Annotated in this window: 19 protein-coding genes; 11 read left to right on the forward strand and 8 right to left on the reverse strand. The window is 68.7% G+C overall.

Annotated features, from left to right (window positions below):
* Nucleotides 1-15 precede the first annotated feature (15 nt).
* The 10 genes from C7R54_RS20540 (at nucleotide 16) to C7R54_RS20585 (ending at nucleotide 10,235) form a co-directional block, all read left to right on the forward strand.
* Nucleotides 16-1,194, forward strand: coding sequence for an ABC transporter substrate-binding protein (locus C7R54_RS20540; protein WP_129152287.1), 1,179 nt, complete (start codon nucleotides 16-18; stop codon nucleotides 1,192-1,194).
* A gap of 23 nt (nucleotides 1,195-1,217) precedes the next feature.
* Complete coding sequence (locus C7R54_RS20545; protein WP_129152288.1) at nucleotides 1,218-2,087, forward strand: branched-chain amino acid ABC transporter permease; 870 nt, start codon at nucleotides 1,218-1,220, stop codon at nucleotides 2,085-2,087.
* The gene (locus tag C7R54_RS20550) at nucleotides 2,080-3,033 is read left to right on the forward strand and encodes a branched-chain amino acid ABC transporter permease (RefSeq protein ID WP_204524363.1); all 954 of its coding nucleotides are present in this window, start codon (nucleotides 2,080-2,082) and stop codon (nucleotides 3,031-3,033) included. The genes C7R54_RS20545 and C7R54_RS20550 overlap by 8 nt, the downstream gene beginning before the upstream one ends.
* Nucleotides 3,034-3,037: 4 nt before the next feature.
* On the forward strand, nucleotides 3,038-3,790 hold the full coding sequence (locus tag C7R54_RS20555) for an ABC transporter ATP-binding protein (protein WP_129152289.1): 753 nt from the start codon (nucleotides 3,038-3,040) through the stop codon (nucleotides 3,788-3,790).
* Complete coding sequence (locus C7R54_RS20560; protein WP_240039626.1) at nucleotides 3,777-4,499, forward strand: ABC transporter ATP-binding protein; 723 nt, start codon at nucleotides 3,777-3,779, stop codon at nucleotides 4,497-4,499. Before C7R54_RS20555 ends, C7R54_RS20560 begins: the two co-directional genes overlap by 14 nt.
* 38 nt (nucleotides 4,500-4,537) lie before the next feature.
* Nucleotides 4,538-4,783 carry a hypothetical protein gene (locus C7R54_RS20565; protein ID WP_240039627.1) on the forward strand — a complete coding sequence of 82 codons (246 nt, stop codon included), beginning with the start codon at nucleotides 4,538-4,540 and terminating at the stop codon, nucleotides 4,781-4,783.
* A 4-nt stretch (nucleotides 4,784-4,787) separates the two neighbouring features.
* Nucleotides 4,788-5,837, forward strand: coding sequence for a multidrug transporter subunit MdtN (gene mdtN, locus C7R54_RS20570; protein WP_129152291.1), 1,050 nt, complete (start codon nucleotides 4,788-4,790; stop codon nucleotides 5,835-5,837).
* Entirely contained in the window at nucleotides 5,818-7,734 is a 1,917-nt protein-coding gene (locus C7R54_RS20575) for an FUSC family protein (RefSeq protein ID WP_129152292.1), read from the forward strand. Before mdtN ends, C7R54_RS20575 begins: the two co-directional genes overlap by 20 nt.
* A complete protein-coding gene (locus C7R54_RS20580) occupies nucleotides 7,721-9,292 on the forward strand; it encodes a TolC family protein (protein WP_129152293.1) in 1,572 nt (523 codons plus the stop codon). Before C7R54_RS20575 ends, C7R54_RS20580 begins: the two co-directional genes overlap by 14 nt.
* Nucleotides 9,293-9,545: 253 nt before the next feature.
* Complete coding sequence (locus C7R54_RS20585) at nucleotides 9,546-10,235, forward strand: carboxymuconolactone decarboxylase family protein (protein ID WP_240039628.1); 690 nt, start codon at nucleotides 9,546-9,548, stop codon at nucleotides 10,233-10,235.
* 35 nt (nucleotides 10,236-10,270) lie between these two features.
* Here the strand turns inward: C7R54_RS20585 and C7R54_RS20590 are convergent, their stop codons facing one another.
* The 8 genes from C7R54_RS20590 to C7R54_RS20625 form a co-directional block, all read right to left on the reverse strand.
* Nucleotides 10,271-11,224, reverse strand: coding sequence for a Bug family tripartite tricarboxylate transporter substrate binding protein (locus tag C7R54_RS20590; protein WP_129152294.1), 954 nt, complete (start codon nucleotides 11,222-11,224; stop codon nucleotides 10,271-10,273).
* A 110-nt stretch (nucleotides 11,225-11,334) separates the two neighbouring features.
* A complete protein-coding gene (locus C7R54_RS20595; protein ID WP_129152295.1) occupies nucleotides 11,335-12,774 on the reverse strand; it encodes an MmgE/PrpD family protein in 1,440 nt (479 codons plus the stop codon).
* Entirely contained in the window at nucleotides 12,771-14,504 is a 1,734-nt protein-coding gene (leuD, locus tag C7R54_RS20600) for a 3-isopropylmalate dehydratase small subunit (RefSeq protein WP_129152296.1), read from the reverse strand. The genes C7R54_RS20595 and leuD overlap by 4 nt, the downstream gene beginning before the upstream one ends.
* Nucleotides 14,505-15,905: a 3-isopropylmalate dehydratase large subunit gene (locus C7R54_RS20605; protein WP_129152297.1), complete on the reverse strand. Its 1,401-nt coding sequence runs from the start codon at nucleotides 15,903-15,905 to the stop codon at nucleotides 14,505-14,507.
* Nucleotides 15,880-16,803, reverse strand: coding sequence for an isocitrate lyase/PEP mutase family protein (locus C7R54_RS20610; protein ID WP_129152298.1), 924 nt, complete (start codon nucleotides 16,801-16,803; stop codon nucleotides 15,880-15,882). The genes C7R54_RS20605 and C7R54_RS20610 overlap by 26 nt, the downstream gene beginning before the upstream one ends.
* Nucleotides 16,804-16,835: 32 nt before the next feature.
* The gene (locus C7R54_RS20615) at nucleotides 16,836-17,840 is read right to left on the reverse strand and encodes a Bug family tripartite tricarboxylate transporter substrate binding protein (RefSeq protein WP_158021253.1); all 1,005 of its coding nucleotides are present in this window, start codon (nucleotides 17,838-17,840) and stop codon (nucleotides 16,836-16,838) included.
* A gap of 274 nt (nucleotides 17,841-18,114) precedes the next feature.
* A complete protein-coding gene (locus tag C7R54_RS20620) occupies nucleotides 18,115-18,783 on the reverse strand; it encodes a GntR family transcriptional regulator (RefSeq protein WP_129152300.1) in 669 nt (222 codons plus the stop codon).
* 2 nt (nucleotides 18,784-18,785) lie between these two features.
* On the reverse strand, nucleotides 18,786-19,871 hold the full coding sequence (locus C7R54_RS20625; protein WP_129152301.1) for a permease: 1,086 nt from the start codon (nucleotides 19,869-19,871) through the stop codon (nucleotides 18,786-18,788).
* A gap of 206 nt (nucleotides 19,872-20,077) precedes the next feature.
* On the opposite strand from C7R54_RS20625, the gene C7R54_RS20630 reads away from it, so the two are divergent.
* Nucleotides 20,078-20,461 carry a DUF3597 domain-containing protein gene (locus C7R54_RS20630; RefSeq protein WP_129152302.1) on the forward strand — a complete coding sequence of 128 codons (384 nt, stop codon included), beginning with the start codon at nucleotides 20,078-20,080 and terminating at the stop codon, nucleotides 20,459-20,461.
* Nucleotides 20,462-20,512 lie beyond the last annotated feature (51 nt).

The following is a 20,512-nucleotide window of genomic DNA, read 5'->3' on the forward strand; positions in this document are numbered from 1 at the left end:
CCCAAGGAGACAATCATGCTAGGCAAATCCCTGCGCCATCGTCTGGCGGTGGCAACGTTCGCCCTCCTGCCGCTCGCCGGCCACGCCGCCGATACCACGGGCATTACCAAGGACACCATCCGCATCGGCATGTTCGGTCCGCTGACCGGCCCGACCGCGGTCGGCTCGCTGCCGCTGCTGGGCGCGACGGCGATCTACAAGAACGTCAACGATAACGGCGGCATCAACGGCCGCAAGATCGACGTGGTGGTGGAGGACGACGCCTGCGATCCGAACAAGACCATCGCCGCCACCAAGAAGCTGATCGCGCAGGACCAGGTCTTCATGATCCACGGCGGCTGGTGCAGCGGCACCGTGATGGCGATCAAGCCTGAGCTGAAGAATCATCCGGATCTGCCGTTCATGGTGCTGGGTGCGGCCAGCACGGCGATCTCCTCGCCGTTCCAGGCGAATATCTTCCATCCGGTCGCGACCACGGCCACGGTGGCGAATGCCATGGTGGATTTCGCGCTCAGCAAGCCGGGCGCCAAGCGCGTGGCCATCATCAGCCACTCGGATGAATGGGGCAAGTCGCACATCGATCCCGCCATCGCGGCGCTGAAGGCCAAGGGCCTGGAACCCGTCGAGACGGTCTACCTGGAGCGCGGCAGCACCGACGCCACGTCGCAGCTGTTGCGCTTGCGGGCCGCCAAGCCGGACGCCGTGCTGGCGATCCTCTATCCCCCCGAGCTGACGATCTACCTGCGGGACGCCAACAAGTACGGCATCAAGGCGCCCACCATCGCGACGCAGGGCGTGTCGCTGGAGGACATGGTCAAGCGGGTGGGCAATCCGGCGGCGACCAGGGAGCTGTTCGTGTTCTATCCGCTTTCCGCCACGCTGGATGCCGCGGGCTTCAAGAAGTGGAAGGACATCTACACGGCCGCCCATCCCAAGGACCCGGTCGAGACCTTGAGCTTCATGGGCATGACGGGCGCGCTGGCGATCGTGCAGGCCCTGAAGAATGCCGGTCCGGACCTGACGCGCGAGAAGTTCATGGCCGAGCTGGACAAGCTGAACAACTTCGATCCGGGCATCCAGTCCGGGCCGCTCACGTTCACGGCGCAGGACCACGCGGGCATCAAGCAGGGCAAGATGATCTACATGAAGGACGGCAAGCCCACGATCGTCTCGGCCTATCCTTCGGGCCTGTGAGCGCGCGGGGACGGTAAGCCATCATGCTCGCGCAATTGATCGTCAGCGGCGTCGCGGTGGGGTGCGTGTACGCGCTGATCGCCCTGGGGATGACCATCCTCTTTCGTTCCACCACCATCGTCAACTTCTGCCACGGCGAATTCTTCATGCTGGGCGCCTTCGCCGTGCTCGTGCCCTTGCAGACCCTGGGCTGGGGCTATGGCTGGAGCCTGCTGTTCTCGCTATGCCTGCTGTTCGCGGTGGGCATGGCGGTGGAGCGGGGGTTGATGCGGCCGCTGCAGCACGCGCCGCATATCAGCCTGGCCATGATGACGGTGGCGCTGTCCTACCTGTTCAAGGGGATCGCGCGCTTTTTCTACGGCCGCGAGGTCGTCGCGCTGCCTCCCCTGATGGCGGGCGATCCGGTGTTCTTCGGCGACGTGGTCCTGGCGCCGCAGGACATGCTCATCATGGGTGTGGTGCTGGTGGTCGTGGCCGCGTCCTTCGTCTTCTTCCAGCGGACCGAGCTGGGCAAGGTGGTGGAGGCCGCGTCCGAGACGCCGCGGGGCGCGTCCCTGTCGGGGATCAACGTGCCCTTGCTGCGCAACCTGATGTGGGGCGCGGGCGCCGCCATGGGGGCCCTGGCGGGCATCCTGATCGCGCCCAATACCCTGGTCTATCCGGACATGGGCGGGCACATGCTGGTGCGCGGCTTCGCGGCCATGACCCTGGGCGGCTTCGGTTCGCTGCCCGGCGCGGTGGTGGGCGGCATCACGCTGGGCGTGGTGGAGAACCTGGCGGGCGGCTACGTGTCCAGCGCGCTGGTGGAGATCACCGCGTACGTGGTCATCATCATCGTGCTGCTGATACGTCCGCAGGGATTGTTGGGAAACTGGAGGCGGGATCGTGGCTGAACGACAGAAGAAAAACAAGCTGCCCTGGCTGGTCGCGCTGTTGCTGCTGCTGGCCTTGCCGCTGGCGGTGAACAACTATGTGCAGTTCGTGGTCAACACCATGCTGGTGTACAGCCTGGCGGCCATCGGCTTCAACGTGGTGATCGGCTACCTGGGCCAGCTGGCCTTCGCCAATGCGGCGTTCTTCGGCATCGGCGCCTATGCGGCGGGCCTGTCGATGGCGCACCTGGGCCTGCCCTATCCGCTGGCCTTGGTGGCAGCCGCGGTGGTGGGCGGGCTGGCGGGGGCGCTGGTGGGCCTGCCGGCCCTGCGCGTGCGGGGATACTACCTGGCCATCGTCACGCTGGCCTTCGGCGAGCTGATGCGCTGGGTGTATGTGCACGCCGACGGCATCACCTATGGCGCCAGCGGCTTCAACGTGCCCCAGGTGTCGCTGTTCGGGCGCGGCCTGAACGAAACCGGCAAATATTATGTTTTCCTGCTCGTCGTCCTGCTGGGCCTGGGCGCTACCCGGGGGCTGGTGAAGTCGCGCGTCGGCCGTGCCTTCGTGGCGGTGCGCAACAGCGAGGCGGCGGCCGCGTCCACCGGCGTGGCGGTACTGCGCACCAAGGTGGTCGCCTTCGCCTGGAGCGGCCTGATCGTTGGCCTGGCGGGCGGGCTGTACGCCTTGCTCAATGGGCGGGTGTCGCCCGATACCTTCGGCCTTTCGCAGATGCTGATGCACTTCGCCATCGTCATGATAGGCGGACTGGGCAGCCTGGCCGGCTCCATCATCGGGGCGGTGCTGCTGACCGGCGCGCCGGAGCTGCTGCGCAATTTCCCGGGGCTGGAGGAGATCGTGTTCAGCCTCTTGCTGATGGCGGTGCTGTTCCTGATGCCGCGCGGCATAGGCGGCTTGATCGCCGACCGTATTCCAGGCGCCCGCGAGCGCCTGTACCAGGAGTAGCCCCATGCTGCGTGTCGAGAACATGACGGTGCGCTTCGGAGGATTGACCGCCGTCAACGATCTGTCTTTCCAGGTGGAACAGGGCGAAATCTTCACCATGATGGGGCCGAACGGCGCAGGCAAGACGACGGCCTTCAATGCCGTTACCGGCTTCGTGCGGCCGGCGGCGGGACAGGTTTCGTACAAGGGCCAGTCCTTGCTGGACCGCGCGCCGGACGACATCGCCGCGCTGGGCATTCGGCGCACGTTCCAGAACAACGGCATCCTGCGCGAGATGACCGTGCTGGAAAACGTGTTGACCGGCCTGGAGCTGGCCATTCCGCACGCCTTCTGGCGCACCGTGGTGGGCGCGCCGTCGGCGCGGCGGGCGGAGCGCGAGGCGGTCGCCCGGTCGCGTGCCATCCTGGCGCGCCTGGGCATCGCGGAACTGGCCGACCGCACCGCCGGCGACCTGTCCTTCGGCCAGCAGCGGCTGGTCGAGATCGCGCGCGCCCTGGTGGCCGATGCCCAACTGATCATGCTGGACGAGCCGGCGGTGGGGCTGTCGCCCAGCGACCGGCACCAGCTCGGCATCGTCCTGCGGGGATTGGCCGGGCAGGGCATCGCCATCGTGCTCGTGGAGCACGTGCAGGATCTGGTGATGGCCGTCTCCGATCGCATCCTGGTCCTGAACTACGGCAAATGCCTGGCCGAGGGCGAGCCCGAGGCCGTGCGCAACAACAAAGCGGTGCTGGAGGCCTATCTTGGTCAAGAGTGACATCCTGCTCGAAGTCGCCGGCTTGACGGTACGCCATGGCCGGGTACCCGCGCTGGCGGGCATCGACATCGAATTGCGCAAGGGCGAGGCCGTGGGCCTGCTGGGCGCGAACGGCGCCGGCAAGACGACGCTGCTGAACGCCCTGTCGGGTTTCCTGCCGCATGAAAGCGGCAGGGTGATCCTGTTCGGCGAGACGATGCGGTCCGGCGCGCCGCATCGGATCGCGCGCGCCGGCCTGCTGCAAGTTTCGCAGGACCGCGACCTGTTTCCGGACCTCAGCGTGCGCGACAACCTTCGCCTGGGCTGCCTGGCGCGCGCGAAGTCGCGCCATGCGCGCAACCTGGAACGGGTGTTCGGCTATTTCCCGCGCCTGAAGGAGCGCATCGACCAGCGTGCCTGCACCATGTCCGGCGGCGAACAGCAGATGCTGGCCATCGGCCGCGCGCTGATGGCCGAGCCGCGCGTGATCCTGCTGGACGAGCCGTCGGCGGGACTTTCCCCCCTGTTCGTGCAGGAAATCGGCGCCATGATGCAGGCCTTGAAACGCGAGGGGGAAGTGGCGCTGGTGCTGGTGGAGCAGAACATGCGGCTGGCGGCGCGGGTGGTGGATCGCTTCTATATGCTGCGCGCCGGGCAAGTGGTGGCGCAAGGCGTGGCCAGCGAACTGGAGCGCGACCACGAGCATCTGGCGCGGGAGTATTACCTTTAGACGTAACCGGGGGATGTACTCCCGGGGCGCGGCGCGATATGCTCCGGGGCAACGGGACTTCTCGCCGGGGAACGCAATCGATGGGTGCGCCGTCTTACGCCCTGTTCGGGGCTTATTTTCCGCACTGGTTGTTCAGTGCGGTGCTCGGTATCTTCGTCGCCTTGGCGGCCCACCGGCTGTTCGTCGCCACGGGCTGGTCGCGAACCATTCCCCTCCAGCTTTCCGTTTGCACCGCCATCGGGCTGGTGGCAGCGGTGCTGGCCTGGGCGCTGGGCGCGGGCTGAACCGATGAAGCTCGCGGGTGTCGGCAAACCTACGCTCAAGGGCCGCGTCATCGCCGCGGTGATCATCGTGCTGGGGCTTGCCGCGCTGGTCTATGCCTACCAGCGCAGCGCCAGCTATCCGTCCACCGACGATGCCACCATAGACGCCGACCGCGTGCATATCGCCTCGCCGGTGGGCGGCCGCATCGTCCGCCTGCCGGTCCGCGAGAACCAGCGCGTCGCCAAGGGCGATATCCTGTTCGAGATCGATCCGGTGTCCTATCGGCTGACCGTGGCCCAGGCCCAGGCAGACGTCGAGGTGGCGCAGGCCGCGCTGGCGTCAAGGCGCCGGACCCTCATCGACGAGCGCAGCCGCGCCGCCGTCGCGCAGGAACAGCGGCAGCGGGCCGAGCAGAACTACGCGCTGACCGCCCGCACGGCGCAACGGCTGGCGCCGCTGGCCGCGCAAGGGTACATCCCCGCCCAGCAGTACGACCAGGCGCAGGTCGCGCAGCGGGACGCGGCGGTGTCGCTGCGGCAGGCACAGGAACATGAGAAAGCGGCGGTCCTCACCATCGGCGACGATGCCGACGCGGTGGCCGCCCTGCACGCGCGGGAGGCCGCGCTGGCCCGCGCCCGGCACGCGCTGGAGGACACCGTGGTGCGGGCGCCGCACGATGGCTACGTTACCGGGCTGTCCGTCCTGGCTGGCGAGACGGTGCTGCCCACCCAGCCCATCTTCACGCTGATCGATGCCGGCGTATGGTACGCCGTGGCCAATTTCCGCGAGACCGACCTGACCGGCATCGCGCCGGGCGACTGCGCGACGGTCTATTCGATGATCGATCGGCGCGTCGCGCTGCCGGGCAAGGTCATCGGCATCGGCGCCGGGGTGCTCGATACGGGCAGCGTAACCTTGCCGCGTGCGCTGCCCCTGGTGGAAAAGTCGGTGAACTGGGTGCGCGTGGCCCAGCGCTTTCCGGTCCGGGTGCGGTTGGAGGAAATCGACAGCAAGCTGCTGCGCGTGGGCGCCAGCGCCATCGTCGAGGTGCGCCATGGCCCGGCCTGCCGCTGACCCGCGGGTGTCGCCCCTGCGCGGCCTGGCGGCGCTGTTGGCGCCGTTTCCCGGGCGCGGCGCGATGTCCTTGCGGCTGGCGCTGATCTGCGCCCTGGCCGTGTTGGTGGCCGCCCTGTACGGCACGCCGGAAATGGCGCTCTCGGCCTATGTGGTGTTCTTTCTCAACCGGTCGGACCGGGTGACGAGCATCATCCTCGTCCTGCTCATGATGACGCTCGTTACGCTGCTTATCGGGCTGGTGATGCTGATCGCGATGGCCAGCCTGGACTATCCGGTGCTGCGGCTGGGCTTCATGGCGGGGCTGTCCTTCGTCCTGCTTTATCTGACCTCGGCAAGCAAGCTGCGGCCCGTCGGCGGCATCATCGCCATGGTCGTCGGTTTCGCGCTGGACGAGCTGGGCTTGCTGCCTTACGGAGAGGCCGCCACGCGCGCCCTGTTGTACATGTGGCTGGTGGTGGCCATTCCCGCCGGGCTGACCATCATCGTCAACCTGCTGTTCGCGCCTTCGCCCCGCCGCCTGGCGAGCCTGCGGATCGCCGCGCGGCTGACGGCGTCGGCACGGCGCCTGCGGCAGCCGGAGGCTGGGCGGGAGGCGTTCGACGCCTGCCTGCGCGAAGGCAACGGACAGGTCGAGACCTGGCTCAGGCTGGCCAGGCTGGAGGGCAGCGCCGACGCGGCCGATCTCGCTGCCCTTAAGCAGGCCGCGTCCGCCAGCACGGCCATCATGCTGGCCGTGGCGGCCCTCGATGGCGATCCCGCGGCGGAAGCGTCGGCTACGCTCGGTGAACGGCGGACGGCCGAGCGGGTGACTGAGCCGATGGCCGACCGGGTGGCAGGCGTGCTCGATGCCATGGCGGGCATGCTGGCGCAAGGCGGCTACCCCGTGGACATCGCGCTGGAACTGCCCGAGGCCGACGACCTGCCGCCCTTGGCGCGGGCGGCGTGGCTTTGCCTGGGCGAGGCGATCGTGCATTTCACGGCGGCGCCCGCACCCGCCGGACCCGCGACGCCCCCTCCGCAAGCGGGGCATAAGGATGGATTCTTCCTGCCCGACGCGCGCACCAATCCCGATCATGTCGTCTATGCCCTGAAGACGACGGGGGCGGCGATGTTCTGCTATCTGCTCTACACGCAGCTGGACTGGCAGGGCATACACACCTGCTTCATCACGTGCTACGTAGTGTCCCTGGGCACCACCGCCGAGACCGTGCAGAAGCTGACGTTGCGGCTGGCGGGCTGCGTGGTGGGCGCGGTCGCCGGCAGCGTGGCGGTGGCCTTCATCGTGCCGTCCATCGATTCGATCGGCGCATTGATGCTGCTCGTCTTCGCGGGCGCCGCGGCGTCGGCCTGGGTCGCGGTGGGCTCTCCGCGCATTGCCTATGCCGGCTTGCAGATCGCCTTCGCCTTTTTCCTGTGCGTGCTCCAGGGACCGGCGCCCGGCTTCGACCTGACCGTCGCGCGCGACCGCAGCATCGGCATCCTGCTTGGCAATCTCGTCGTCTACCTGGTCTTCACGCGCATCTGGCCGGTAAGCGTGGCCGCCCGTATCGACGACGCGCTCGCGGCCTTGCTGCGGCAGTGGCGCAGCCTTGCGCAACTGGCCGATCCCGTGGCGCGCCGCGCGCGGGCGGCTGACGCCCTGGCCCGCGGCCAGGCCATCGAAGATGATCTCGTGGTGATTCCCTACGAGCCTTCGTGGGTGCGTCCCGCCCCGGCCTGGATCTCGTCCCGCCGCCAGGCATTGGCCGAACTGGCGACGCTGGAGGCGCCGCTCTTCCTCGCGGGCGGGCAGGCACCCGATGCCGCGGGGGCGACACGGGCACGCCTGCATCGCCTCGATGCTATTGCCGCCCGCCTGGCGCACAAGGAGGCCGCCGTCCATGCGTCGGCCTGACGTGTACGCCAAGACCGCCTCCTTCATCGTGCTGGCCGCCGCCCTGGGCTTGGCGGGCTGCGCCACGTCCTCGCTGGACCTGGCGCCGGCGCAGCCCGGGGGCGCCTGGCATCCCAGCACGGATGGCGAGGGCGAGATCCTCGCCGCGCCACCCACGCTTGCGGGTGGCAAGGGCAGCGGCGACTACACCCTGCCCGCCAACAGGAAGCTGGCGCAACTGCCTGCCGCCGCGGACCTGGATCCCGCGCATGACTATGACCTGCCCGAGTTGATCGACCTGGCGCAGTCGTCCAATCCACGCACGCTGGTCGCGTGGAACGCCGCGCGCAACGCCGCGCTGGCGGTCGGCATCGGCAAGAGCGCCTACCTGCCTTATGTGGCGGCCACCGCCATGGGCGGCTATTTCACCGGCCATGGCGATACGTCGACCCGGCTTTACTCCGGCTCGTCGCTGGATTCCACGATACATGGCGGGGTCGCCGCGCTGTCCCTGCAATGGCTGCTGTTCGACTTCGGTGGCCGGGACGCGCGCGTGCAAGCCGCCGAACAGGTGTCCATCGCCGCCAACATCGCCTGGACCGGCGTGCACCAGCAGATCATCCACGAGGTCAGCATCGCGTACTACCGGTACGATGCCGCGCGCGGGCGTACGCGGAATTATCGCCAGGCGCTGGACAATGCTGGCATCCTGCTGGACGCGGCGCGGGCCCGCTACAAGCGGGGCGTGGGCACGGTCATCGAAACCGCCATGGCCGAACAGAATGTCGCGCAGGCCAGGCTGGCGCTGGTTTCCTCGGAGGGCGTGGAAAGCGATGCGTATCTGGGCCTGGTCACTGCCCTGGGAGTATCGCCATTGTCCAAGCCGCGCATCGCGGCGCTGCCGCGGCGGCCCTTGCCGGCGAGCCTGGACCATTCGGTGGACGCGCTTGTCTCCGAGTCGCTGGCGCGCCGTCCCGACGTGCTGGGCGCCTATGCGGCCATGAAGGCGGAGCAGGCCAAGGCCAAGGCCGCGGAGACCACGTTCCTGCCCAAGGTCTTCCTGTCGGCCTCGACCGCGTACAACTCCAGCCACTCCGCCATCAACGCCATTCCCGCCGTCGGGCAACAGTCCGCCACCGTCAATCTGGACAACCGCCGGTACGGTTCCAGCGTCTTGCTGGGCGTGACGGTGCCGCTCTATGACGGCGGACTGCGTTCGGCCGTGCTGGCGCAGGCGCGCAACGATGCCGCCAGCGCCGAACAGCGGCTGGCGCGCGCCCGGGACGAGGCGGCGCGGCAGATCGTCGCCGGCCAGAATGCCTTGCGGACCAGCCTGGCGTCTCATGACGCGGCCACCGTCCTGATGAAGACCTCCCGCACCGCGTACGACGCCGCGCTGGCCGCGTACCGTAGCGGCGTGGGATCCCTGATCGAAGTCACGCAGGCGCAAATCCAGATACTGGTGGCCGAGAATGCCTACGTGGACAGCTATAGCGGGGCATTGTCGGCGATCGCGGGACTGGCGCTGGCCACGGGCGAGGCGGGTCCTGCGCAGAAGCTGTCGGACCTGTCTCCCTAACCGTGTCCGCCACCAAGGCGCGCGCGGACAAGATCTGGCGCCGATTGGTGAATCTGTTGTACCACTGTATGCGGAATAGCTATCTTCTCAATCGATAGCCGACGTCCTAAAGTGTCATGCAAGCCGGTGTCATGCACGCCGGCGATATCGCCCGCGAGACGGACACTTTCAGAAACGCGCCGTTGCGCGGGCCTTGGCGCCGAGCCTGACCGGCGTATCGGTCCACGTATCTCCCGCGCAGGAAACCACATCCATGAACCCATCCCCCTCCTCCATGGCCGACGCCGTCGCGACCCTTACGGTGCGCCAGCAGGCCTTCGTGCCCATCGCGGCGTTCGCGGCCGCGGGCGACATCGGCCGGCTCGGCGCCGCGCTGGAATGCGGCCTGGATGCAGGCTTGACGGTCAGCGACGCCAGGGAAGTGCTGGTGCAGCTCTATGCCTACGCCGGCTTCCCGCGCAGCCTGAATGCGCTGGGCGAAATGATGAAAGTGCTGCAGGCGCGCAGGCAGCGCGGCATCCAGGACGCCCCCGGCAGCGCGCCCAGCCGCCCCATACCCAAGGGCGATGCCTTGCTGGCGGCGGGCACGGCGAACCAGACCGCCCTGTCGGGGGGACCGGTCGAGGGACCCTTGTTCGAGTTCGCGCCGATGGCCAACGAGTATTTGCGCGCGCATTTGTTCGGCGACATCTTCGAGCGGGACAACCTGGATTGGCAAAGCCGCGAACTGGCGACCTTGGGCATGCTCTCCGCGCTGCCCGGCGCCGAAGCGCAATTGCAGGCGCACATGCGCATCGGCATGAACGTGGGGCTCACGGCGTCGCAGCTGCGGCAGGTCGCCGACGTGCTGGCCGACCGCGTGGACGCGGACGCCGCGGCGCGGGCGCGGGAAGCGCTCCAGCGGCACCTGGCCACGCTTGCGCCTTCGTCCGCGAAGAAGTAGGGGGGCGGGCGTGGCGGCCACCGCCCGGCCGGACCTCAGGGCGCCGTCCAGTACTTCTCCAGCAAGGATTCGAGCCGCTTGCTTTCCTGGGTCACGTCGCGGGTGAAGTCCTCCGGCGTGCTGAAGACCGGTTCGCCGCCATCGTGGCGGATCTGGGCCACCAGGTCGGCGTCCTGGGATGCCACGCGCACCGCGGCGGAGATTTCGTCCACGACCGGCTGCGGCGTTTTCTTCGCGACGAGAAGCCCGTACCAGGTTTCACCGTGGACGTCGTAGCCGGCCTCGGCCAGGGTGGGCGCGTTCGGGACCTGGCTGGAGCGGCGGTCGGAGCCCACCGCCAGCAATTGGAACAGGCCGCCCTGGATCTGCCCCAGGCTGGAGGTCACGGCCGGCACGGCCATGGCGATGTGCCCGCCGGCAACGTCGGTCATCATGGGGGCGGTGCCCTTGTACGGGATATTGATCGCATTCGGGATGCCCGCCACGTCCATCAACTGCTTGCCGATCAACTGCGCATAGGCGCTGCCGGATCCCCAGGAGCAGTCGGCGCGGCCTGCCTTGCACAGCGCCACGTAGTCGGCCAGGGTCTTCACCCCCAGCTTGGGAGAGACGCCGAACGCCAGCGGCGAAGTCTGGATCTTGGAGATGTAGCGGAAGTCCTCGACGGCATTGACCCGGGCCTGGGGCATGGTCTTCTTCCAGAGCATCATCTGGCTGATCTGGAACAACAGGGTGTAGCCGTCGGCAGGCGCCCGCAGCACCCGCTCCGATCCCACCAGGCCTTCGGCGCCCGGGACGTTCTCGACGATGACGGGGATTTTCCAGCGCTGCGAGAAGTTGCGCGCCAGTTTACGCGCGACGGTATCGGTGCCGCCGCCCGCCGGATAGGGGACGATGATGGTGACCGGCTTGTCGGGATAGGCGGCATTGGCGGGGGCGGTGGCGACCAACGCGAGCACGCTCAGCGCGATCGAGGCGAGGATTTTCAAGGTAGTCTCCGGTGTGTTTGATTGTTGGTGTGGTCATTGGTGAGGATCGTTGGCGACGGGCGTTGGCGTCGGCCATTGGCGTCGATGTCCGGCATCGATGGCCGGCGCGGCTACCGCCGCAGGCCCGCATCGAGCGCCCGCATGAAGTCGCGGCAGCCCTGCGCCGGCAGGTCACGGCAGCGCTCCAGCAAGGCTTCGCCCCCGGCGCCGAAGCCGCCCCACGCGAGACAATCGTCGAGCTTGGCGCACAGGGCCTGTTCGCTCAACGGCTGTTCGTGCGAGCCGTTGAGGGTCCGCACTTGCCGCGTCAACCGGCGGCCGTCGCGCAAGTCCAGCGTGACGCGGGCCCAGCGCGGGTTGATCGGGCCCGCTGTTTCCTCGGATGTAACCAAGGCCTGCAGGCGCTGGACGGCGGGGCGTTGCACGGCCTCGTCGGTGAAGCTGGATAGCCGCACATGACCATCCAGGATCGCCGCCGCCATGGCATAGGGCAGGCTGAACTTGCCTTGCAGGCCGGTGGCGGGGCGGGGGTGGATCAAGGGCAGCAGGGCGGCATGGCTGGTCTCGACATGGATGGCCACGACGTCGTCGGCGACCACGCCGTGCGCTTCGCGCAGGGCCAGCACGGCGTCCAGCGCCCGGTGCGTGGCGTAGCACATCGGGTACTGCTTGACGTCCAGGCCGCTGCGTTCGAGTTCCAGCGCGTCATCTGACCAGGGTTCGAGCGCGGCGTCCGGCGTGCCGGCGTAGAGTTTCAAATAGCCTTGCGGATGCTCCAGGGCATGCGTGCCGGCTTCGAGCCCCGCCGCCGCCAGGCAGGCGGCCCGCAAGCCGGCGGCGCCCGCCTGGCCCGCCTGGAACGCCTTGGCCTGGCTGCCGACATTGGCGCGCGCGCCGGCGGCCTGGGCCAGGGCCAGGCCCAGGGCATGGCGGGTGCGCGCCTCGTCCAGCCCCAGCAGGTGCGCGCAGGCGATCGTCGCCCCGAGGATGCCTATGCTGGCGGTGGTGTGCCAGCCATGCTCGTATTGACGGGAGGCGAAAGCCCGCGAGAGTTGGCAAATGGCCTGCATGCCGATGGCGAAGGCCGAGCAGGCTTGCCGGCCGGTCAGGTCGCGCGCCTCGCCCAGGGCCAGGATGGCGGGCCACAGGACGACGCTGGGATGGCCGCGCATGGGCACGGTCACGTCGTCATAGTCGAGGACATGGCCGGCCAGGCCGTTGGCCCAGGCCGCGATCTCCGGCGCGGCGCGATAGGGCGCGCCCCACAGCGTGGACGAGGCCGTTGCGCCGTCCAGCGTGAGTAGGCCGGCTTCCTCCAGGTAACGGTGCGCCGCGGTGGTGGCCGGCTCGGCGCGGCCCGCCAGGCACACGGCCACGGTGTCGGCCAGCGAACGGGCGCAGCATTCGGCCTGGGCCGCCGTGAGCGCCAGCGGCGGGCGGACGGCATAGCCGGCAAGGATGGCCGTCGCGCTGGTTGAATGACCCGCCTGTCGCTGCGCGACTTCCTCCCCGAGGGAGGATTCGCGCTTGGGGCGGCCCGGCCCGCTCATAGGGCCTCCCGGCGCACGTAGGCGGTGCCGGCGATCAGGCGGCGCGCGGTTCGGCCGAAACCGAGGCGTTCGTAGCGGGGTTGTTCGGCGCCGGCGCCCTGGCCGTCTTGCGCCAGGCGCACGACCACCTCCATGACGCCCAGCGGATGGCCGATGCGCAGGCGATGCCTGTCGCCGCCGCCCGCCGCTTCGTGCACCAGCGTGCCGGCAATCGCCGACATGGCCGCCGTGCACATGGAACCGGTGCCGGCCATGCTCTCATGGCACTTGTTGTAGAAGATCAGGCGCGCGCGCAGGTCCATGGCGTCGCGCGGCACGTCGCGGCCCTCGCTGTCGGCGTAACCCGCGGGGGGCGCGACGATGACGACGAGCGGCAAGGCAGGGGAGTCCGACTCGGCCTTGTGCCAGTCCGCGCAGAGCCCGATGCGCTGCGCCGCCTTGCCGCGCAGTTCGCGCAGCGTGTCCAGCAGTGCGTCATTGGCATTGATGGCGTCGGGAAGCTCGCTGCCGTCCAGGCCCAGGTCGGCCGCGCGCAGGAAGACACAGGGATTCGCGACGTCTCCCAGCGTCGCGGCCAGGCGGCGCCCGTCCTCCAGCTGGAATTCATCGACCGGCTTGCCGGTGGGCAACACGCGGCCCGTCTTGGCGCCCGTGGTGGCGCGATAGTCCATGAAGATCTCGGCGCCCTGGCCCGGGACCCCCGGGATGGCGAAATCGCCTTCCACGCGGACGCGGCCGTTGCGCGTGGGCACATGGGCGATCAGGATCTTGCGGGTATTGGTGTTGTGGATGCGGACTTCCGTGACGCCGTCGCCCGCCGGCACCAGGCCCGCCGCGATGGCATAGGGGCCGACGGCCGCCGAGATATTGCCGCAGTTGCTCGTGTAGACGACGATGCCCCGGCCCGGCGGCACGATGCCGTAGGTGTAGTCGACATCGGCGTCGGGCCGGCTGCTCTTGCCGACGATGGCCAGCTTGGCCGTCACCAGGCGCGAGCCGCCCAGGCCGTCGATCTGCAGCAGGTCATCGCTGCCCATGACGGCCTTGAGCAGTGCGTCCCGCCGGGGGCCGGCCGGCGGCAGGTCCTCGGCGTTGAAGAATGCCCCCTTGCTGGTGCCGCCTCGCATCAGCGTGCACGGCACGCCGATTTCCTCGTCCGGCCAGCGCCAGGGATGATCGGCCTGGTCCCGGGCCTGCCATTGCCGGATATCCGCCGCGCGGAGCAAGGTCTGCTGGATGTCGTCCAGTCCTTCGAGCAGCGCCGCCCGCCGCAGCGGATCGACGGTGAATGCGACGGATGCCCCGTCGGGCGTGGTAATGCGCTGCGCTTGCAGGTCGACCCGGAAGCCCGGTCCGGCCTGCGCGGCCAGGCGGTGGACCTGCTCCTCCGGCAGCACGATGGGCAGCAGGCCGTTCTGGAAGCAGTTGTTGAAGAAGATGTCGCCAAACCCGGGAGCGATGACACAGCGCACGCCACGCGCGGACAAGGCCCAGACCGCGCCCTCGCGCGACGAGCCGCAGCCGAAATTGCGGCCCGCCAACAGGATGGGGCTGGGATCGCCGGCCGTGAACGGATAGTCGGGCGTGCCTTGCAGCGATTCGAAGACCACGTCGCCCAAGGCGTCCCGGGACAAGGTGCTCAGGCGCTCGATGCGGATGATGACGTCGGTGTCGACGTTGTCGCGCATGAGCGCGGCGGCGCGTCCTTCGACGGTGGAGTAGGGTTGCATTCAAAGTCTCCCGGCGGCGGTGATGACGCCCGCCAGCGCCGAGGCGGCGACCGTGGCGGGGCTGGCCAGGTGGGTACGTACCCGTGGACCCTGCCGGCCGACGAAATTGCGGTTGGTGGTGGAGACGACCCGCTCTTCCGGCGCGGCGATTTCGCCATTGGCGGCGACGCACATGCTGCAGCCCGGCTCGCGCCATTCGAAGCCGGCGGCGCGGAAGACCTGGTCCAGTCCTTGCGCCTCGGCCGCGCGCTTGACCGCTTCGGAACCCGGAACGACCCAGGCTTGCACATGGGCCGCCACGTGCTTGCCGCGCACCACGCGTGCGGCGGCTTCCAGGTCGGAGAGGCGGCCGTTGGCGCAGGACCCTATGAAGGCCCGGTCGATGCGCTGGCCGGCGATGGGCGCGCCCGCGGCCAGGCCCATGTAGGCCAGTGCGCGTTGCCGGGCGAGGCGGTCGTCGGCATCGGCGCAGTCGCCGGGGTCCGGGATCCGCCCGTCGATGGGCATGACGTGTTCCGGACTGGTGCCCCAGGTAATGGTGGGCGAGAGGGCGGTGATATCCAGGGTCTCGTCACGGTCGAAGACCGCGTCGGCGTCGCCGCGCAGCGCCAGCCAGGCCTGGGCGGCGGCGGGCCATTGCAGGGGCGAGGGGGCATGGGGCCGGCCGCGCAGGAAGTCCAGGCAGCGGCTGTCCGGCGCGATCATGCCGATGCGCGCGCCCATTTCGATGGAAAGATTGCATACCGTCATGCGCTCCTCCATCTCCATTTCCTCGATGATCGGGCCGGCATATTCGATGGCGTATCCCGTGCCCGCGCCCGTGCCGAGCACGCCGATGGCGTGCAGGATGACGTCCTTGGCCGTCACGCCTTCGGCGCGCGTGCCGACCAGGCGCAGGCGCATGGTCCTGGGCTTGCGCAGGCGCAGTGTCTGCGTGGCCAGCGCGTGCGCGAGTTCGGAGGTGCCGACGCCGAAAGCCAGCGCGCCCAGCGCGCCGTTGGTGCAGGTGTGGCTGTCGCCGCATATCGCCGTCAGGCCGGGCTGGATGAGACCCAGCTCCGGTCCCATGACATGGACGATCCCATGGCCGGGCTGCCCGATGTCGAAGAAGCGGATACCGGCCTCGTCGCAGCGCGCGCGCAGGTCGTTCCACAGGCGGCCGCCGGGCGGATAGCTGTGCGGGCCGCGTCCCGGCGCCGACGACACCGCGTGGTCCGGCGTGGCGAAGGCCAGCGTGGGCTGGGCGACGGGCAGCGCGCGCCCACGCAGCGCATTCAGGCTGGCGGTGCCGGACAGGTCGTGCAACAGGACCCGGTCGATGTGCAGCAGCACCCAGCCGCCGTCCAGCACCTTGACGACATGCTGGTCCCAGACCTTATCGAACAGTGTTTTCGCGCTCATGTCCGGCGTGCTCCGTATCGAGATTCGCGGCGGCCTCCGGCGGCTCGCGAAAGCGTGTGCGCAGGGCGTTCCATTCGTCGGCGCCGAAGCGCCGCGAGCGTTCCTGCAACTTCGGACCGGACTCGGCGCTGGGCGCCACGCCGGTACGCTGGAGGTCGCCCAGCGCCTGGTCGCACGCCTGCACCACCGCCACCAGCAGCAGGCTGGGGAGGATGGTCAGCTTGTAGCCGAAGCCGCGCAGCTGTTCGAGGGTGACGTCCGGCGACTTGCCGCCCTTGACCAGGTTGAACAGGCAGGGACCCCGCACCGCCTTGGGAACAAGGGCGATTTCCTCCAGGGTCTGCGCGGCTTCCACGAACGCCATGTCGGCGCCTGCCGCAAGGGCCGCGTTGGCGCGCCACAACGCTTCGTCCAGGCTTGCCACGGCGCGCGCATCGGTGCGGGCGATGATGGTGAAGTCCGGGTTGCGCCGCGCGGCCACCGCCGCGCGTATCTTGGCCAGATAGTCCTCGCGCGACACGAGCTCCTTGCCGTCCAGGTGCCCGCAGCGCTTGGGCGACACCTGGTCTTCGATGTGCAGGGCGGCGACCCCGCGCATTTCGTATTCCTGGACGGTGCGCGTGACATTGAGCTCGTTGCCATAGCCGGTATCGGCGTCGGCGATGACGGGAATGCGCGCGGCGCGGGCGATGAGGCCGGCGTTGTCGGCCATCTCGCTCATGGTCAGCAGGCCGAAATCGGGATAGCCCTTGGACGCCGACGTGCCCGCGCCGGTCATGTAGACGGCCTGGAAGCCCGCCTGTTCGGTCAGGCGCGCGGTGATGCCGTCGAAAGCCCCGGGCGCGACGATCATGCCGTCCGCGCGGATCATGGCGCGTAGGCGGCTGGCTTGGTTCATGCTGGATACTCCTGCGGTGGTCAATCGGGAATTCATTGCTCGCTGATCCCCGCGTCCCGCACCGCCCGCGCCCAGCGTTGCGTCTCGGCTTGCAGGAAGCGCGCGAAATCCGCGGACGCCATGGGCGTGGGTTCGCTGCCGGCGGCGCGCACGATGCGAATGACGTCCGGGTCTTGCGCGGCCTGGACCAGGGCATCGTCGATCTTGCGGACGATCTCCGGCGGCATGCCCGGCGGGCCCATGACGGCGCTCCAGGAGCCGACCTCGAAGCCCGGCACGGCGGCTTCGGCGAGCGTGGGCACGTCGGGAAGTTCCGTGTAGCGCTTGCCGCTGGATACCGCCAGTGCGCGCAGCTTGCCGTTGCGGATCTGGGGCAGCAGCAGATTGCCCGCGTCCATCATGACCTGGACGCGTCCGCCCAGCAGGTCGTTGAGCGCGGCGGGCGACCCCTTGTAAGGCACATGGACGATGTCCAGCGCGGCTTCGTGCTTGAGCATTTCCATGGCCAGGTGCGCCGTGATGCCGATACCGCCGGAACCGTAGCTCAGTTTTCCGGGGTGGGCCCGGATGTCGTCGAACAACTGGCCCAGCGTCCGGTAGGGCGAGTCGACGGGCACGACCAGGTAGAGGCGGCCCAGGGCGCCCAGGCCCAGCGGCGTCATGCCGTGGACGGGGTCGTAGCTGAGCTTGCGGTAGACGGCGGGATTGATGGCCAACTGGCCCGAGGTGCCGAAAAGTACCGTATAGCCGTCGGGCGCGGCCTGGGCGACGGTCTGCGCGCCCAGGATGCCGTTGGCGCCGGGCTTGTTGTCGACGTAGACGGATTGCTTCAGGGTCTTCGCCATCGAGGCGGCATAGGCGCGCGCCGTCACGTCCACGGTCTGGCCGGGGGGATAGCCCACCACGATGCGTATGGGATGGCTCGGATAGGCGTCTTGCGCGTGAACGACGGCGCCGAAGCACAGGGCGGCGAGGGAGAAGAGGGCGGCCGCGTAGCGGCTGCGTGCCGTTCGCCGGCAGGGGGGCGGCGTAGTCATTGCTTGTCTCGTCCTTGGAATTGTATTGAAAAAGTGTAGGACAAAATAGCTAGACAAACAAGGGCCATCCATGGCGCCTGGACGACTTTCCTGGAGGATTAATGGATGTTCTTCCAAAAAACCCCCTTAAAAGTGTCCTACAGTAATAGAGAGAATTTTACCAATTTTGCTATAGAAAAATGCCCCTGCAGCCATCGCGCCGGGTCGCGAACGGGTGTGGGTACGCATGCCCCCGGCCGGGCGCCGGGTAGCGTGCGGGTCGGACACGGTGGAATCAGCCGTTGGGGAAGAGGTCGGCGAAGCCCAACAGGCGGTCAGCGGCGTGGCCGAGGTGGGTGTGCATGTGCTTGCCGGCGGCCTTGGGGTCATTGGCCAGGATGGCCTTGGCGATGGCCATGTGCTCGCGGCGCGAGCGCTTGAGGTAAGCCGCGTCCAGTGATCCGCGGATCTGGTAGCGCACCAGCGGCAGCAGGAGCTGCTGGATCAAGGTCTCCAGCTGCGGGTTGTCGCTGAGCCTGAGGATCGCGTTGTGGAACTCGCGGTTCTCTTCGGAGAAGGGGCGTTGCGTATCCTGCTTGCCCGCCGCGATCCTGCGCAGGGTGGCCGCTTCGTCAAGATGAACGTCGGCGCGGAAGTGTTCCGCGGCCAGGCTGGCCGCCAGCCCTTCCAGCGACTGCCGGATACGGAAGACGTTGAGGATTTCGCGCGAGGTGAAGCGCTTCACCAGCGCGCCCCGGTTCGGCACGAAGTCGACCACGCCCTCGGTGGCCAATCGCCTCAGGGCCTCGCGGACGGGGCCGCGGCTGACGCCATATTCGCGCGTGAGATCGGCCTCGATGAGGCGCTGGCCCGGCGCGTAGCGTCCCTCCTGGACCGCCTGGCGCAGCCGGTCGAACAACTGGTCGACGGTGGTGCCGCTGCGGCGCTGGACGGTAACCGTCATCGTCAGAATCCCAACGCGATGGCCAGCCCCGCGGCGGCCAGTGCAATGACCAGCACGCCCGCGACCAGGGTGGCGAGTTCGGCGGCCCGGAAAGAGCGGGCGACCATGGCCAGGGAGGGCAGGCTGACCGGCGGCAGCGTCATGAGCAGCGCGGCGGCGGGGCCGGCGGCGATGCCCAGCGAGAGCATGGCCTGCACGATGGGCACCTCGCCGGCAGTGGGAATGACGAATAGCAGTCCCGCCACCGCCAGGCCGACGATCCACGGCAGCTCGTTGCCGATGCCGGCATCGACGTGGGGAAAGAGCCAGGCGCGGGCCGCGCCCAGCAGCAGGACCAGGACGATGTATTCGGGAATCAAACGCAGCGCCATGCGCACGAACAGGCGCAGCCAGCGCGCGAAGGGATGCATACCGTCTTCGCCGCCGTTGCCGTCAGCGGCGCCCGCCTGCATGGCCCGGGCCTGTGCCTCGTCGAAGCCGCGCGTTTCGCCGCGGCTCATGCGATTGATCAGCCAGCCCAGGCCGAACACCATGACGATGCCCAGCGCCAGGCGCAGTCCGGTCCATTTCCAGCCCAGGACGAAGCCCATGAAGACCAGCGTGGCGGGATTGAGCATGGTATTGCCCAGCCAGAAGGCGACAGCGCTGCCGGGCGCGGCCTGGCAGCGCCGCAAGCCGGCCACCACCGGCGCGGCGCAACAGGTGCACATCATGCCGGGCAGGGACAGCAGGCCGCCGGCGACGACGCTGCCCAGCCCCGTGCCGCCCAGGGCCCGTACGATCCAGCGGCGCGGCAGCAGCGCCTGCACGGCCGAACCCAGCAAGAGGCCCAGCACCATGGCTTGCCAGATGGCCTTGCCATAGGCCAGGGCATAGTTCAGGGCGGCCGCCAGCGACGGCGCCGGCGGCGCGGCGTCGGCGCCCATCAGGATGGACGCGCCGATGGAGTGGTTCTCCGCCGCCACGAAGGCGCGCTGGTAATAGGGCGACCATTTCACATAGAACAGGCCCGCGACGGCGAGCAGGACGAAGACAGCGATACCCAGTCCGGGATGGACGGCACGGCGTTGGTCGGAGGTAGTGGTCATGGTGGGAAATCGGTGGCCAGGATGGGGCTAATCCGTCCGAAGCATGGACCGGCCGGACGCCCGCTGGCATTGTAAACATGTCGCCCGGGCCAGACCGCGCTTGCCGGCGGTATCCAATAATCGTAACCATGTGCATTTGTGCGGGATCTTGCCCCGTGGCGCGGCTACCATTCGCCGTACCGTTCAACGTATGGAGGAGCAAGCTCATGGGCATTTTTTCCACGATACTCGCGAAGATCTTCCCGTCGGATCATCCGGCCAATACGGAAGCCCCGGCGGCAAGCGGCGGCGCGTCGGCGCCCGCGGCCGCGCCGGCCGGCGCCAGCCTGCCTCCCGTCGATGTGGAGGCCATCCTCGCCGCCAAGCAGGCCAGCAGCGGGCAAACGCTCAATTGGAAGACGTCCATCGTCGACCTGATGAAGCTGCTGGGCCTGGACAGCAGCCTCGCGGCACGCAAGACCCTGGCGGGCGAGCTGGGCTACACGGGCAACACGGACGATTCGGCGGCCATGAATATCTGGCTGCATAAGGCCGTGATGACCAAGCTGGCCGAAAACGGCGGCAAGGTGCCGGACGACCTGAAGAACTGAGCGTCCAGGCAGTGCATCCCGCGCCGCATCTTGCGGCGCATCTTCGACGGC

Source organism: Achromobacter aloeverae, from assembly GCF_004121055.1.
GTDB lineage: Bacteria > Pseudomonadota > Gammaproteobacteria > Burkholderiales > Burkholderiaceae_B > Bordetella_C > Bordetella_C aloeverae.